Origin of the sequence: Phyllobacterium brassicacearum (genome assembly GCF_003010955.1) — a bacterium.
GTDB classification, from domain to species: domain Bacteria; phylum Pseudomonadota; class Alphaproteobacteria; order Rhizobiales; family Rhizobiaceae; genus Phyllobacterium; species Phyllobacterium brassicacearum.
This window is the reverse complement of sequence record NZ_PGGO01000011.1, coordinates 43,582-58,468: the sequence shown is the minus strand read 5'-3', so window position 1 is coordinate 58,468 and position 14,887 is coordinate 43,582. Positions and strand designations below refer to the sequence as shown.

18 protein-coding genes are annotated in these 14,887 nt (G+C 57.8%); 11 read left to right on the top strand and 7 right to left on the bottom strand.

The genetic code is table 11. The features are described from left to right. Positions 1-47: 47 nt before the first annotated feature. The 6 genes from CU102_RS15510 to CU102_RS15485 all read left to right on the top strand — a co-directional run bounded on the left by CU102_RS15510 (position 48) and on the right by CU102_RS15485 (position 4,124). On the top strand, positions 48-401 hold the full coding sequence (locus tag CU102_RS15510; protein WP_425351559.1) for a TIGR02301 family protein: 354 nt from the start codon (positions 48-50) through the stop codon (positions 399-401). Between the two features lie 102 nt (positions 402-503). Further along, positions 504-761: a hypothetical protein gene (locus tag CU102_RS15505; protein WP_106712012.1), complete on the top strand. Its 258-nt coding sequence runs from the start codon at positions 504-506 to the stop codon at positions 759-761. 22 nt (positions 762-783) lie between these two features. After that, positions 784-1,581: a hypothetical protein gene (locus CU102_RS15500; protein WP_106712011.1), complete on the top strand. Its 798-nt coding sequence runs from the start codon at positions 784-786 to the stop codon at positions 1,579-1,581. Positions 1,582-1,642: 61 nt separating this feature from the next. Further along, complete coding sequence (locus CU102_RS15495; protein ID WP_106712010.1) at positions 1,643-2,695, top strand: D-alanine--D-alanine ligase family protein; 1,053 nt, start codon at positions 1,643-1,645, stop codon at positions 2,693-2,695. Between the two features lie 96 nt (positions 2,696-2,791). Beyond that, positions 2,792-3,247 (top strand): carboxymuconolactone decarboxylase family protein, encoded by a 456-nt coding sequence (locus CU102_RS15490; protein WP_106712009.1) that lies wholly within the window; start codon positions 2,792-2,794, stop codon positions 3,245-3,247. A 58-nt stretch (positions 3,248-3,305) separates the two neighbouring features. After that, entirely contained in the window at positions 3,306-4,124 is an 819-nt protein-coding gene (locus CU102_RS15485) for a sigma-70 family RNA polymerase sigma factor (RefSeq protein ID WP_425351561.1), read from the top strand. Between the two features lie 11 nt (positions 4,125-4,135). Here CU102_RS15485 and CU102_RS15480 read toward each other — a convergent pair whose 3' ends face one another. Next, the gene (locus CU102_RS15480) at positions 4,136-5,473 is read right to left on the bottom strand and encodes a dihydroorotase (RefSeq protein WP_106712007.1); all 1,338 of its coding nucleotides are present in this window, start codon (positions 5,471-5,473) and stop codon (positions 4,136-4,138) included. Between the two features lie 81 nt (positions 5,474-5,554). Between CU102_RS15480 and ygfZ the strand changes: the two genes are divergently transcribed. From ygfZ to CU102_RS15455, 5 genes are read left to right on the top strand one after another with little or no spacing between them, the layout of a single operon-like run. After that, positions 5,555-6,406 carry a CAF17-like 4Fe-4S cluster assembly/insertion protein YgfZ gene (gene ygfZ / locus CU102_RS15475; protein WP_106712006.1) on the top strand — a complete coding sequence of 284 codons (852 nt, stop codon included), beginning with the start codon at positions 5,555-5,557 and terminating at the stop codon, positions 6,404-6,406. A 28-nt stretch (positions 6,407-6,434) separates the two neighbouring features. Then, on the top strand, positions 6,435-7,073 hold the full coding sequence (locus CU102_RS15470; RefSeq protein ID WP_106712005.1) for a YfbR-like 5'-deoxynucleotidase: 639 nt from the start codon (positions 6,435-6,437) through the stop codon (positions 7,071-7,073). 4 nt (positions 7,074-7,077) lie between these two features. Continuing rightward, positions 7,078-7,593: a tyrosine phosphatase family protein gene (locus tag CU102_RS15465; RefSeq protein WP_106712004.1), complete on the top strand. Its 516-nt coding sequence runs from the start codon at positions 7,078-7,080 to the stop codon at positions 7,591-7,593. A 2-nt stretch (positions 7,594-7,595) separates the two neighbouring features. Further along, on the top strand, positions 7,596-8,552 hold the full coding sequence (locus CU102_RS15460; RefSeq protein WP_106712003.1) for an NUDIX hydrolase: 957 nt from the start codon (positions 7,596-7,598) through the stop codon (positions 8,550-8,552). Positions 8,553-8,562: 10 nt separating this feature from the next. Continuing rightward, positions 8,563-9,075: a cupin domain-containing protein gene (locus CU102_RS15455; protein WP_106712002.1), complete on the top strand. Its 513-nt coding sequence runs from the start codon at positions 8,563-8,565 to the stop codon at positions 9,073-9,075. A 9-nt stretch (positions 9,076-9,084) separates the two neighbouring features. On the opposite strand, the gene panB is transcribed toward CU102_RS15455, so the two are convergent. From panB to CU102_RS30110, 6 genes are all read right to left on the bottom strand, one after another. Continuing rightward, complete coding sequence (gene panB / locus CU102_RS15450; protein WP_106712001.1) at positions 9,085-9,900, bottom strand: 3-methyl-2-oxobutanoate hydroxymethyltransferase; 816 nt, start codon at positions 9,898-9,900, stop codon at positions 9,085-9,087. Between the two features lie 20 nt (positions 9,901-9,920). After that, positions 9,921-10,766, bottom strand: a complete 846-nt coding sequence (gene panC, locus CU102_RS15445) for a pantoate--beta-alanine ligase (RefSeq protein ID WP_106712000.1) — start codon at positions 10,764-10,766, stop codon at positions 9,921-9,923. Continuing rightward, entirely contained in the window at positions 10,763-11,650 is an 888-nt protein-coding gene (gene nadC / locus CU102_RS15440; protein ID WP_166648445.1) for a carboxylating nicotinate-nucleotide diphosphorylase, read from the bottom strand. The genes panC and nadC overlap by 4 nt, the downstream gene beginning before the upstream one ends. After that, positions 11,647-13,206: an L-aspartate oxidase gene (locus tag CU102_RS15435; RefSeq protein ID WP_106711999.1), complete on the bottom strand. Its 1,560-nt coding sequence runs from the start codon at positions 13,204-13,206 to the stop codon at positions 11,647-11,649. The genes nadC and CU102_RS15435 overlap by 4 nt, the downstream gene beginning before the upstream one ends. Positions 13,207-13,224: 18 nt before the next feature. Beyond that, positions 13,225-14,304, bottom strand: coding sequence for a quinolinate synthase NadA (gene nadA / locus CU102_RS15430; protein WP_106711998.1), 1,080 nt, complete (start codon positions 14,302-14,304; stop codon positions 13,225-13,227). A 223-nt stretch (positions 14,305-14,527) separates the two neighbouring features. Next, the gene (locus CU102_RS30110; protein ID WP_146146470.1) at positions 14,528-14,761 is read right to left on the bottom strand and encodes a hypothetical protein; all 234 of its coding nucleotides are present in this window, start codon (positions 14,759-14,761) and stop codon (positions 14,528-14,530) included. Between the last annotated feature and the right edge of the window lie 126 nt (positions 14,762-14,887).

Here is a 14,887-nt window from a genome sequence, read left to right as displayed (position 1 = left end):
TCAAAGGGGAAGTCAGCGTTCAAGGTTATCTCGTGCGGCGTACGGCATTGATCACAGCGTTCTTGGCAGTATTTGCCGCGGCGGTACCGGCCCATGCGGTTGATCCTCTGTACGAGGCAAAATTGCTTCGTCTCGCCGAGGTGATTGGGTCGATTCATTCGTTGCGTAACCTGTGCGGGGAAAAAAGCAGTCAGTGGCGGGATCGCATGGATTCACTACTTCTGGCGGAGAACCCTGACCCTGCCCGCAAGGCGCGCCTCATCGCGAGTTTCAACCGCGGTTATCGCACATTCAACGAGACTTATTCGAGTTGCACGAGCCAAGCGATTGCGGCGATTGACCGCTACCAGGCTGAAGGAATGAGACTTTCTTCTGAGATCGTATCGGGCTATGGAAATTAACTAGGCTTTAACTGTTGGAGCCAATGAACCGCATTTTAAACAAAACGTATGGTATTGTTTAGCGGCAGTTTAAGAATTGGCCTCGGCCAAGGATGGTATATCATGAACATGACATCGACGGACCTTGATAGGCTGGTTGCAGAAGAAAAAAAACTGGTTGCGATCGAATATCAGAATGAAGTCTGGGCAGATGGCACGCTTGAAGGTATCGAACCCGAAATTATGGCCGAAGCCGCTTTCGCAACCGCGCTGACCGAATTGATCCGCGATAACGGCGAAGTGTCTGCATTGGCCTTGCTTGAGGCGCTGCGTGAACGTATTTCTGCGGGTGAGTTTTCATCGAATCGCGTTCTGCAATAATTCAAATTCCGGGTGATGCTGTATGCTCGAAAAGCACTTCTCCGCTTCGGTGATCGCCGGAACAATTTGTTTGGCAGCGGCAGTCTGTGCTTTCAGCTTTCCTGCAATTTCGGCTGGCCGCGACGTGCCGGTGCAACTCGCTCTGAGTGAGATCAAAAAAGAAGAACTCCCCAAAGCCGCAGAGCCGGCGCCCGGGAAACCTGCAGGCGAGACGCAAGGCGAGCCAGGTTCGGATGAGCCGGCCGCGGCCCCCGACAAGCCTGCCGCTGCGCCGAAGGAGCCAGCGGCGGCAGATGATGGCGGCGCTGCAGCGGCCAATCCCGCAATGCCCAACGCCAAGGAAGGCGCGCCCGTACCGCAGGTTGAGTATGATGTCAGCAAACTGCCCTTCCCTGTGCAGAAGATGCGCGAGCTGATACTGACCGCCGCCAAATCCGGATCGATCGAGGCACTTCGTCCCCTCATTGGTTCGGGCGATGATGTGACCATGCTCTCACTGACCGATATCGATGGCGATCCGTTGGCGTATTTGAAGAGTCTTGCCGGCGATCAGGACGGACAGGAAATCCTGGCAATCCTGGTTGATGTGCTGGAGTCGGGCTATGTCCATCTCGATGCGGGTACCGCAGATGAGCTTTACGTATGGCCGTACTTCTTCGCCTACCCGCTCGACAAGCTCGATGCGAAGCAGAAGGTGGAACTCTTCCAGATTGTCACTGCCGGTGACTATGACGAGATGAAACAGTTCGGAACCTATGTGTTCTATCGCCTCGGTATTACTCCAAAGGGCCGCTGGCGGTTTTTCGTGACGGGCGATTGAGGCCCAAAGTTATCTCGTTTTCAAGTTGTTCTTGGCTCCTTTCAGAGAGAGACGTTTCAGTATGTCCAGGATACGCGTTGCAATTTTGTTTGGTGGCAAGTCGGCCGAGCATGATGTTTCTCTGATGTCGGCCCGCAACGTTGATCGAGCCATCGACCGCGAAAAATATTACGTTGTGCTGATCGGTATCACGCGACAGGGCAAGTGGCTGCTGATCGATGGCGAGTTTCCGCAATCCGTCCCCGACAATGGCACGCTGATCAGCCTGCTACCCGGCGGCAAGGGGCGAGCTATTGTTCTTCCCCCATCCGGGCCTGCCTATGAAATTGCGCCTGTTGACGTACTGATGCCGGTCCTGCACGGGCAGTTCGGCGAAGACGGCTCCGTTCAAGGCCTGGCGGAAGTCGCCGATATCGCATATGTGGGCTGCGGCATTTTCGGGTCCGCAGCCGCCATGGACAAGCACCAGGCCAAAAGTCTGTTCGCGCAAGCGGGTCTGCCTGTGGCCCGCGGGTTGACGGTCAGCCGTCACGAACCGGTGGATGTCGAAGCAATCGCGCTGGATCTCGGACTGCCGCTGTTTGTCAAACCCGTACGGCAAGGCTCCTCCGTCGGCGTGAGCAAGGCAAGGACGACGGCGGAGCTGCGATCGGCAATTGATGACGCCCTGAAGTACGATAGCCGCGTTCTGATCGAAGAATTCATCGAGGCGCGTGAAATCGAACTCGGTGTGCTGGAGGAAGAGTATGGTAGGCTGCGCGTGTCTGTTCCCGGCGAAATAGCGCCTGCAGCGGCTCACGGCTTCTATTCCTATGAGGCGAAATATATTGATGCGGACGGGGCGGCATTGTTCGTGCCGGCCCATCTTGACGAAGGCACGACAATGGACCTCCAGGAGATGGCTAAACGGGCATTCACAACGCTCGGTTGCGAAGGCATGGCCCGTGTCGATTTCTTCCTGCGTCCTGACGGGCGTATCGTTATAAATGAAATCAACACGATACCCGGTTTCACTGATATCAGCATGTACCCGAAGGTGTTTGCCGAGAGCGGCATTCCCTATCCGGAATTGATCGATCGGCTGATCCGCCATGCATTGAAGCGGGCTGCTTAGGATTAATTGTCGAAATAATTTCGGCCCAATGTCACGTTCAAGTTCGCTACCTCGTCTTGTGTGCAGGCAACTGAGTGCCGCACAAGGAGATACATCGTGAAAGCAAGACTGAATCCCTACAACCACGAAGCAATCAAGCCAATGCTCAAGATGGAAGAGAGCGTCGTCAGCAGCGGGCTGGAAATGAGCCTTATAGAGCTCGTCAAAATGCGCGCTTCGCAAATCAATGGCTGCGCATTCTGTCTCGACATGCATTCCAAGGATGCGCGCAAGCGGGGAGAGACCGAGCAGCGACTCTATCTGCTGGATGCATGGCGGGAATCGCCGCTCTATAGTGAGCGCGAACGCGCTGCGCTGGCGTGGACGGAGGCACTGACGCTGGTATCGAAGACCCATGCTCCGGACAGCGTTTATGACGTGCTGAAGGAACAGTTCACCGAAGAGGAGATCGTCAAGCTGTCCATGTTGATCGTAACCATCAATGGGTGGAACCGCTTGGCTATCGGCTTCCGCTCTGTCCATCCAGTGACAAAAGACAGTGCCGCTGCCTGACAACTCGGCTGATACGTTCAACCGCCTCAGACCGCGGCTGATCCGCATTGCCTATCGCATGCTCGGATCGGTCGCGGAGGCGGAAGATATCGTTCAGGAGGGCTTCATTCGCTGGCACCAGGCCGACCGGTCCGCGGTGCGCAACGAGGAAGCCTTCCTGGTGCGCACTATCACGCGGCTTTGCCTTGATCATTTGAAGTCTGCGCGCGTTCGAAGGGAAACTTATGTGGGAAGCTGGCTGCCTGAACCTATATTCGACCCGAGTGAAGACGAGTCGGATAATGACATCACACTGACCCTGATGATGGCGCTGGAGCGGCTTTCGCCACTCGAGCGAGCCGCATTCCTGCTGCACGATGTTTTCGGCCAGGACTTCAACCAGATTTCCAAAGCCATCGGCCGCGATCCGGCGACTTGCCGGCAGCTTGCCAGCCGGGCCCGCAGCCATGTCCAGCAGGCAAAGCCGCGTTTTCCGGTGTCGGATGAACAGGGTCAAAATATTGCGAAGGCTTTCTTCGATGCCTCGCGCAGCGGCGACATGCAGGCGCTGCAATCCCTATTGGCCGACGACGTCGTCATGTATGCGGATGGTGGCGGCATTCGTCCCTCCACAATCAACCCGATTTATTCAATGGCGAAGGTCAGCCGTTTCTTCGATGGAATTGCCCGCCATGTGGAATACCAATCCCCGCCCCTCTTGTATGAGGGGATGATCGACGGCTTGCCCGGTTTCGTGACGACCGAATTCGACGGAATGCCACAGACGACGGCCCTCGAAATCGAGAACGGCAAGATCAAGACGATCTATATCGTGCGCAATCCGGAAAAACTCGGACATCTGACATTTGCGAAATCGTTGCCTCAGGGTACGGCTTGATGAAATCCCCGTTACATGGATGCTGGAAGGGCTTCGCCAAACAGCACCGGTTCGCCCTGCGATAGCGTGACGATTTCACCTTCCCACATGACTTTGCGGCCGCGGATGATCGTTCCGACCGGCCAGCCGGTGACGATCTTGCCGTCATAGGGCGTCCAGCCAGCTTTGGAGCCAACCTGCGCATTGGTGATGGTATCGCGCCGCTTCATGTCGACGATCGTCAGGTCAGCATCATAGCCGACCGCGATGCGCCCCTTGCTGGCCATGCCGAATAGACGGTTCGGACCATGCGAACTCAAGTCAACGAAGCGCTCTATGGACAGGCGTCCGGCATTCACGTGATCGAGCATGATCGGCACGAGGGTCTGCACGCCGGTCATGCCTGAAGGTGAGGCCGGATAGGGCTTTGACTTTTCTTCGAGCGTATGTGGTGCGTGGTCGGAGCCAAGGACGTCAACGATCCCCTGCCCTATACCTTTCCAGACGCCGTCGCGGTGGCGCGCATCACGCACCGGCGGGTTCATCTGGAGGAGCGTGCCAAGCGTTGCGTATTGGCTGGCATCGAGCGTCAAATGATGCGGCGTCGCTTCACAACTCGCCACATCCTTGTGATCCTTCAGGAACTCGATCTCCTCGGCCGTTGAGATATGCAGGACGTGAATGCGCGCACGGGTCTCCCGGGCGATCCGAACCAGTCGCTCGGTGCATTTGAGTGCCGCGATCTCGTCACGCCAGACAGGATGAGAAGATGGATCATTCGGAACACGCAGTCCCTCGCGTTCGCGCAGCCGGAACTCGTCTTCCGAGTGGAACGCCGCGCGACGCCGTGTATTTCTCAGGATGGAGCGTACGCCTTCATCGTCCTCAACAAGAAGATCGCCCGTGGATGAGCCCATGAAGACCTTGACGCCGGCTGCACCGGGCAGTCGCTCAAGCTCTGCCACGTCGTTTGCATTATCTCGGGTGCCTCCAACCCAGAATGCAAAGTCGCAATGCATGTGATGACGGCCACGACGTACTTTGTCCTCAAGTGTTTCGGCCGACGTCGTCAGTGGCTTGGTGTTGGGCATCTCAAAGACTGCCGTGACACCGCCGAGAACAGCAGAGCGCGAACCGCTCTCCAAATCTTCCTTGTGCTCAAGCCCCGGTTCGCGGAAATGTACCTGGCTGTCGACCACGCCCGGAAGGATGTGCAACCCGGTCGCATCGATCATCTCGCCCGCGGAAGCGCCGCCAAGATTGCCGATTGCTGCGATGCGGCCATTGCTGATGCCGATATCGCGCAGCCCGACGCCATCCTGGTTGACGACAATACCGCTCCGGAAAATCGTGTCGAACGTCTGAGCCATTGTTTCTGCCCTCCAATCCAGCCTTGCGAACCCTTCAGCAGCGGATTACGTAACAGGGAAGCGAAAGGCAAGGGTGATGCAATGCCATCGGCAAGTTTAAACGGAAGAGCGATCCTCAAGGTGACGGGTGAGGATGCCGAAAATTTCCTTCAGAACCTCATAACGACCGACCTCGACGCGCTGGAACAACACGATCTGAAACCCGGCGCCCTGCTCAGCCCACAGGGCAAGATCCTGTTCGAATTCCTCGTTTCACGCGACGGCAATGGGTTGCGCCTCGATACATTGCGGACCTCTGCTGACGATCTGCTGAAGCGACTGACGCTCTACAAATTGCGAGCCAAAGTTCAAATTGCCGTGGATTTAGAGTCGCTTGTCCAGGTTTCCTGGGAGAATGATTCCGGGACTTCGGAAAGTGATTCAACATTGCATGACAGGCGCTTTCCCGATGCGCTGAACGTTCGGCGACACTATGGCGCAACACGGACGGCTGGAAACGACGAGATCGAATGGACTAAACTGCGTATCGCCCATGGGGTCGCGGAGGCACCATTGGATTATCTGCTCGGCGACGCGTTCCCGCATGATGTCAATCTAGATCAGACCGGCGGCGTTTCATTTAGGAAGGGCTGCTTCGTCGGTCAGGAAGTCGTCTCGCGCATGCAACACCGCGGCACCGCACGGCGGCGCATCCTCATCGTATCCTGCGCATCGGAACTGCCCGCGACTGGAACATCGATCACCGCCGATGGCCGGGAGATCGGCACACTCGGGAGTGTCGCTGGAAATGCCGGGCTCGCGCTTGTCCGCATCGACAGGGTAAAGGAAGCGACCCACAAGGGCATACCTATTCTGGCAGGAGAAGTTGCGGTCCACCTTGCCATTCCGCCCGAACACCGGTTTACATTCCCGGAGGCAACGCAAGAGGCCTAGGGTCTTGTGGCCTAATCGGGGAGCATTCATGCCGGCTAAGCCGCAAACGATCGTACTGAAGAAAACCGAACTGCGCGCCTGGCAACGCATGCTGTCCGGGCGCCGGCTGGATCTTCTTGACCCCTCGCCGCTGGACATTGAGATCGAGGACATAGCCCAAGGGCTGTCGCGCGTCGCACGCTGGAATGGCCAAACAGTCGGCGAGCACGCCTTTTCGGTGGCGCAGCATTCGCTGCTGGTCGAGCAGATCTTCGGCAAGATCCTGCCGGAAACAACGACGGAGCATCGTCTGATCGCTCTTCTCCATGATGCGCCCGAATATGTGATCGGCGACATGATTTCACCATTCAAGGCCGTGGTCGGTGGCGATTACAAAAGCGTCGAGCTTCGCCTGCAGCATGCCATCCACTTGCGGTTTTCGCTGGCGCCAGTCGTCAAACCGGAACTTCGCGCGTTGATCAAGCGTGCAGACGCAATTGCCGCATATTATGAAGCTACACGGCTTGCCGGGTTCGCCGAGAAAGAAGCGGTGCAGTTCTTTGGCCGTCCGCGCGGTATAGACCCGCAAGGGCTCGACCTGACCGCCATGCCCACCCAAGATGTACAGGATGCTTTTCTGCAGCGTTTTGCATTTCTTGACACGCAGCGTGAGCAGAATAGAGGATAAGAACATGCCGCATATTATCGTCTCGCCACTCTCGCGCCTTGCCGAGTCCGCAACACGTTTCGGAGCCCGCGATATGGTTACCCTGATCAATATCGGTACGTCTGTGGTTCGACCGGCCGAGATTGCCGAGGACCGGCATCTGTTTCTGGGTTTCAACGATATCATCGAGCCGACTGAAGGAATGACGCACCCAGTCGCTGATCACGTCAGCGACTTGCTCGCTTTTGGCCGGCGCTGGGATCGCAAGACCCCGCTCCTCATCCACTGTTTTGCCGGAATTTCGCGCTCAACCGCTGGTGCCTACATCACAGCGCTCGCGCTCAATCCGGAACTTGACGAGGTGTGGCTGGCCCAGACGCTGCGCCGTAACTCACCCTCCGCCACACCCAACAGCCGATTGATAGCGCTCGCCGACGACATGCTCGTCCGAAAGGGCCGCATGGTCGATGCGATCAACGCGATTGGACGCGGCGAAGAGGCTTTTGAAGGCACACCATTCATGCTCCCGCTTGTGGTTTAGTCATGACCGGCGCGCCAAATGCCGTTGAAATCAACCTGAGCGCTGCCATCGTCGCCGTGGCAAACAACGATCCCCTGATCTTGACCACCCCGTCCGGCGACGATCCGGAGCGCGACGAGTTGCCGTTCGGCCCGTTCAATCCCTTGCAGCACCGGACCTTCGAGACTGGTCTGCGCGAGTGGGTTGCTGAGCAGACGCCGTTGCGGCTCGGATATGTCGAACAGCTTTACACTTTTGGCGACCGGGGCCGCCACAAGACAGCCGAAGATCGGGACTTGCACATTGTTTCAGTGGGTTATCTCGCCCTCACGCGCATCGTCGACGACAGAGAGGCGCTCAGCAAATCAGGTGCACGCTGGCGCAGCTGGTATTCATTCCTGCCTTGGGAAGACTGGCGCGTCGGCAAGCCGGTGATGATCGACGAGACGATCCGCCCTGCGCTTCTTGCCTGGGCGAAAAACGGCGGGGTCCCGGCGCAGCTCAGCCGATTCCGGCTCGCTTTTGGCGACGATGGTATTGCCTGGGATGAAGAGCGCGTGCTGGAGCGGTACGAACTTCTTTACGAGGCCGGGCTGGTCGAAGAGGCGGCACGGGACGGCCGGGCTGACCGAACAGAGCTTGCGCGGGTACTTGGCTTACCGATGAGTTTCGATCACAGGCGCATCCTTGCGACGGCAATCTCCCGGCTGCGTGCAAAGCTGAAATACCGGCCAGTGGTCTTTGAACTGATGCCGCCGACCTTTACACTGACCGCATTGCAGGAAACTGTTGAGGCGATATCCGGGAGGCACCTGCACAAGCAGAACTTCCGCAGGCTCGTCGAGACAACTGAACTTGTCGAGCCCACCGGCGCCGAACAGACGCAGGCGCGTGGACGGCCGGCAGCGCTTTATCGCTTCCGCCACAACGTGCTGGAGGAGCGCAGCGTGGCTGGACTGAGGGTTGGCGGACGAGGATAGGGAGAGAGAAATGAGCGATAAACCGATGTCATTGAATGCCGATGGTATTTCCGAACCGTTCGCTTCCGACACCGTTCCGTGGGAAGAATGGTCCGAAGGCAGCCGCTATGGCACACGCTATCGATATCTGTCAGGCTTTGGCGGGGCAACTCATGTAGGTGTAGCCCTGGAAGAGTTGTCGCCCGGCAAAGAGTCGAGCCTCAATCACTATCATATGCTCGAGGAAGAGCAGGCTTTCATCCTTCAAGGTGAGATGACGCTACGGCTTGGCGACAAGACCTATCCAATGAAGGCCGGTGACCACGTCGTCTTCCCAGCTGGACAGAAGGCGGGTCATTCCTTCTACAATCATAGTGATGCGCCCTGCCGATTCATCATCATCGGCGAAAAAAACCCCAACGATGTGATTTTCTATGCGGAGACCGGCCGCATCGGCGTTCGGTTGATGGGCGAAGGCTATGACAGATCAGCCACCATGGAATACTGGCAAGGCGCTGATACAGAACAGAAAAGGCGCGTATGAACGGGAAACCTATTTCAGCGGATAGATGTTCTCGTCTCCGGGAAACGCGCGTGACCGCACGTCTTCCGCGTAGGCTTTGACAGCATCGTCTATGGCCGTACCGACAGCGCCATAAACCTTCACGAATTTCGGCGGCTTCGGATTATAGCCGAGCATGTCCTCGAGCACGAGAATCTGGCCGTCGCATTCTCTCGACCCGCCGATGCCGATGGTCGGAATGACGCTCTGGCGGGAGATTTCCGCAGCAAGCGGTTCAACGATACCCTCGAGCACCACCGAGAAAGCGCCGGCTTCGCTCACCGCCTGCGCGTCGGCCTTGATAAGCGGCCACAAGGCCGTATCGCGGCCCTGAGTCTTGAAGCCGCCGAGGGTGTTGATCGACTGTGGTGTCAGTCCGATATGCGCCATGACGGGAATGCCGCGCTCGGTCAGAAACCGGATGGTATCAGCCATACGGATCCCGCCTTCGAGCTTGACTGCTCCGCAGCCGGTTTCCTGCATGACCCGGGCTGCATTGCGAAATGCCACCGCCGGGCTCTCCTCATAGGAGCCGAAGGGCATGTCCACCACCACCATCGCCCGCCTGGAGCCGCGCACCACTGCGCGGCCATGAGTAATCATCAGATCAAGCGAAACACCAAGCGTTGAGTCCATCGCATAGAGGACCATGCCGAGACTGTCGCCAACCAATAGAATATCCGCATGGTTGTCGACGATACGCGCGGTATTGGCATGATAGGAGGTCAAGGCGACAATCGGCTCGCCGCCCTTGCGGCCACGGATTTCTGGAGCAGTGATTCTGCGGGTGACGACTTCCTGACTCATGCAACCCTCCCTTGATCCTGTCAGCCTACGACGCGCTGATCGATCAGCCGCACCTTGCCGAAGCGAACAGTCAATAGAATGACCACTGACTGCTTGAACTTGCCCGAGACCGGATCGAGTGTCTCGGCATCGCGAATGTCGACAGATTCGAGCTCGCCGCGTTTTTCGCTTCCCAGGACGGCACGGACCGCATTGCGGATGGCCGGAACGGAGCGCTGACCCTTAGCGACCATCTCTTCGGCCTGCGCCAGCGACTTCGACAGGACGACTGCTGCCCTGCGGTCGGCAGGCGTCAGCATCGCATTGCGTGATGAACAGGCAACGCCATCATCCTCGCGCACCGTCGCTACACCGGTAATTGCAATCGGCATATTGAGGTCGGCTACCATCCGGCGGATGATAGTCAGCTGTTGGTAGTCCTTCTCGCCGAAGAATGCCCGGTCCGGCTGCACGATATTGAACAATTTGGTGACGACGGTCGTCACACCGCGGAAATGCCCGGGGCGGATCTTGCCGATCAGTATCCGCGACAGGACAGGGTTGTCGACAATCGTATTGGCGCCGGGGCGGTAAATTTCCGCAACCTCCGGTGTGAAGACATAGTCGACACCTTCGGCCCGGAGTTTAGCAAGGTCGCCTTCCATGTCGCGCGGATAGGTGGATAGATCCTCGTTCGGTCCGAACTGGGTCGGATTGACGAAGATGGAGACCACGGAGATATTCGCGGCTGCCTTCGACTGCCGGACCAGTTCCATATGACCGATATGCAGATAGCCCATGGTCGGCACAAGGCCGATGGACTTGCCGGCCAAGCGTTCCGATTTCAATGCAGCACGCAGTTCGTCAATCGTTGCGATGACTTTCATGTCAGTTCAATGTCCAGTCCGATATCCAGCGTTGGTGCTGCCATAGTGATCTTTGATGTCGAAATATAGTCGACGCCGGTTTCTGCAATCGCCTTGATCGTATCAAATGCAATACCGCCCGACGCCTCGAGCCTGGCGCGGCCGCCATTGATTTTCACCGCCTTTTCAAGCAGTTCCGGCCCCATATTATCAAGAAGAATCACATCCGCACCGACGGACAGTGCCTCCTCGAGTTGCGTTAGCCCATCCACTTCGACCTCGATCTTCACCAAATGTCCGGCATAGGCGCGGGCGGCGAGGATGGCTTTTGCAACCCCGCCGGCGACGGCTATGTGGTTGTCCTTGATGAGGATCGCATCGTCGAGGCCGAAGCGATGATTAGCGCCACCGCCGCATTTCACCGCGTATTTGGCGAAGGCACGCATGCCCGGAATGGTCTTGCGGGTGTCGCAGACTTTTGCGCCGGTGTGGGCGATCAAATCTGCGAACTTTGCGGTGTAACTTGATATCCCGCTCAGGTGCATGAGGTAGTTCAGCGCAACCCGTTCTGCAGACAAAATAGCGCGCGCATTGCCTTCGACGCGGGCGATTGTGTCACCGCGTTCGACCCGCGCACCGTCTTTGACGAAAGCGGTAAACTTCAGTGAAGGCTCAACCAGCGCAAAGGCAGTCTTTGCAAAACCAATGCCGCAGATCGCGCCCGCTTCGCGGCTCGAAAGAACCGCAGCGGCGGTCGCATCTTCCGGCAAGGTTGCATTGGTGGTGATGTCACCTGCCCGGCCGAGATCTTCGAGCAGGGCGGCGCGCACCGCATCTTCGATCATCAGTCGCGGCAAGTATGGCGCAAACGCCTTCTGCACTTCTTCCGGGCGACCCGTCATCATGCCAGCTCCATGATCTCGTCAACTGTACTTGTCGCATCGCTCAGGGTCAGGAATGTCCGGTGCTGCCACTGTTTCCGCTTTTCGGGGAAATCTGTACGGAAATGGCCGCCGCGGCTTTCCTCGCGGCGCAAGGCACTGACCGCAACCAGCTTGGCGGTGGCAAGCACGTTGCGGAAAGCAGCGTCGCGATTGGCCCTCTCCAATTCGAGGATGGTTTTGAGCCCCTGCAACATACCTTCACGGTCGCGGATCACTCCGAAACTTGCGCTCATCATTTGGCGCAGCGTGCTCATTGCAGCCGTGTCGGGTTCCGGTTGCAAATCGTCCCGGTCAACCGAGCCCCTCGACCAATCGCCGTCGTGTTTTTCGTCGCCCTTACCGATCTTGGCCGCAATGCGGGCCGAGAAAACCACCGCTTCGAGCAGCGAGTTCGACGCCAGACGATTTGCGCCATGAGCACCTGTCGATGTGCATTCGCCGCATGCCCACAGGCCGTCGATGGACGTGCGCCCATCCTGGTCAGTCAGGATGCCTCCCATGAAATAATGGGCTGCCGGAACAACGGGAATGGGCTCGACGACCGGGTCAATGCCGGCATCGCGGCAGTATTTGTAGACCGTCGGGAATTCTTCGGCAAACGTCGCGCCCACGGCCTTGGTGCAATCGAGCCAGGCGCCGCGCCCGCTCGTGACCTCGGCAAAGATACCGCGCGCAACAACATCACGCGGTGCAAGCTCAGCGTCTGGATCGATCTTCAGCATGAAACGCTCGCCGGCGCGATTAATCAGCGTTGCCCCGTGGCCGCGCAGCGCCTCGGTTGCCAATGGCGCCGGATCCTTGTCGACATTGAGCGCCGTTGGATGAAACTGCACGAACTCCATGTCCGCCATCATTGCCCCCGCCCGCGCCGCCATGCCGATGCCCTCGCCGCGCGCTTCAGACGGGTTTGTGGTGACGGCATAGAGGTGGCCAATTCCGCCCGTCGCAATCACCACTATCCGTGAGGCTAGCCTGATCTGCTTGCCGCGTCCCGCCTCGCTTCGCGCGATAACACCGGTCGCCGCGCCGTTTTCGGTCACGATGTTTTCGACCACATAACCTTCCATCACCCGGATTGACGGCGTGTCTTCAACCGTTTTCACTAGCGCCTGCATGATGGCGCGGCCGGCCATATCGCCACGCACGCGAACGATACGGCTTTCCGAATGCGCAGCTTCGCGCGACACCTGAAGCCTGCCCTCCAGATCCCGGTCGAAGGGAACGCCATATTCAAGCAGGTCGTGAACGCGCGCCGCGGCCTCGCTGGCCATCAGACGGGCAATGCCCTCGTCGACAATGCCATCGCCCGCTGCAACCGTATCTGCGACGTGCTTTTCCATAGTGTCACCTTCGGACACTGCTGCCGCGATACCGGCCTGCGCCCAGGCTGAGGAGGCACCACGACCGATGGGTGCCGCTGCAAGGACCGTAACTGGCCGGGGGGCGAGTTTCAGGGCGCAGAAAAGTCCGGCAAGACCGCCACCGATGATAATGACGGGATCGGTTTGAATGGACATGAGGTTCGCCCTCCGGTGTCAGTTCTTGAGATTGACCATGCGTTCGACCGCGAGCCGCGCGCGTTTTGCGACCAGCGGATCAACATGAATTTCCTCACGCATGAAGACGAGGCTTTCGAGAATGTTCGGTAGCGTAATGCGTTTCATATGCGGGCACAGATTGCACGGCTTGATGAATTTCACATCCGGTACTTCCGATTCGATGTTGGAGGCCATCGAACATTCGGTCACGAGAAGCACCTTGGCCGGACGATTATCCTTCACATAGTTGATCATGCCGCTGGTCGAACCAGTAAAATCGGCGACGGCAACCACATCCGGCGGGCATTCAGGGTGGGCGATGATCTGGATGTCCGGATCCGCGGCCTTGTAGGCCAGCAATTCGTCTGCCGTGAAGCGCTCATGCACCTCGCAGTGTCCCTTCCAGGCCAGCACTTTGACGTTGGTCTGTGCTGCAACGTTCTGGGCGAGAAATTCGTCGGGGATGCACAGAACACGATCAACACCGAAACTCTCGACGATCTGAACCGCGTTAGCTGAAGTGCAACAGATGTCGCTCTCTGCTTTGACCTCAGCGGACGTGTTGACATAGGTAACAATGGGAACCCCAGGATAGGTTTCGCGCAGCAGCCGCACGTCTGCGCCGGTGATCGACTCGGCTAGCGAACAGCCAGCCTTCATGTCCGGGATCAGCACCGTCTTGTGCGGATTGAGTAGCTTTGAGGTCTCGGCCATGAAGTGCACGCCGCACTGCACGATGATATCCGCGTCGACCTTGGTCGCTTCCTTGGCGAGTTGCAGCGAGTCGCCAACAATGTCGGCAACGCAGTGAAAAATCTCCGGCGTCTGGTAGTTGTGAGCGAGAATGACCGCATTGCGAGGTTTCTTCAGCCGGTTGATCGCAGCCACATACGGCGCGTAAACAGGCCATTCGATGCGCGGGATATGGTGAGCGACACGCTCGTAGAGATGCTCGGTTTCGGCCGCAACCTCCGGCGTAAAGGAAAGGTCCGGCATTTCGAGAATGCCAAATCGGTCTGCCGCTGTTTGCCCTTTGGTACGAACCTTGACGTTGGTCGTGCGAGCAGTGCTGGTCATATCCACTTCCTCCTGGACACTCTCCACGGGTTGAGCCGTTCCTATTCGGCCCCTGCCCGCCGATCATTTATACTCACATTGAGCATATTTATGATCAAAAGAAAAACGGCAAAGCCGTCGCGAATTACATAGGGGAATATTTAGATGGCTTCAAGGGGCATTTCGTCAAAAGAAAAATGGCCGCAGAATCGGCGGCCATTCGATGCGGGGCGAGATTTTCATCTCAGCGGCCATAAACACCACCGAGGATAATCCTCCGGTCATCACTGAAACGGCGACTATCCCTGGCGCTCCTGGCAGGACTGTCGCCACCGACACGCGGGGTGCAATCGGTGAAAACCTTCGCGCCGAAATCGCTTGGCCGATCGCAGAAAACCAGCGGGCTGACGCTACCGGAATTCGCGCAACCCGCGAGAGTTACGGCACCCAGCGCCAGCATCGGCAGTAATAGTCGCATATTATCAATCCTTTATTCGAATGGCAGGCTGTACAGCCTCACCCGGCTTATACTCATCAAACTCATTTAAGTACCAATCAACTCAATTCAATTGATTGAGATGGCAAATGCGCTAATCCTGCATTT